General features: G+C 60.5%; 1 protein-coding gene. It reads left to right on the top strand.

From position 1 onward, the window contains the following. A partial coding sequence (locus QMX86_RS28235; RefSeq protein WP_282388003.1) for an RHS repeat domain-containing protein occupies window positions 1-291 on the top strand: 291 nt, incomplete at both ends.

Raw genomic sequence — 291 nt, 5'->3', positions numbered from 1 at the left:
AGTGGGACGCGGCCGGCCGACTGATCCTGACGACTTCTCCTACGGGCAGCACGCGCGCCTACAGCCACGGCGCCTACGGCCAGATCACCGCCGAACGCGATGAACTCGGGCGCATCACCCGTTACGAATATGACGATGATTTGCACCTGGTCTCGCGGCGGATCAATCCTGACGGCACCCGCGTGCAGTATCGCTATGACCATGCGCGGCTGTTGCTGACCGAGATTGAAAACGAATCGGGCGAAAAGTACCGACTGGATTACACGCCGACCGGATTGATCCGACAGGAAA

Origin of the sequence: Pseudomonas sp. PS01270, assembly GCF_029959775.1 — a bacterium.
GTDB classification, from domain to species: Bacteria; Pseudomonadota; Gammaproteobacteria; order Pseudomonadales; family Pseudomonadaceae; genus Aquipseudomonas; species Aquipseudomonas atacamensis.
The sequence above is the reverse complement of the archived record's forward strand: the minus strand, read 5'-3'. Positions and strand labels throughout refer to the sequence as shown.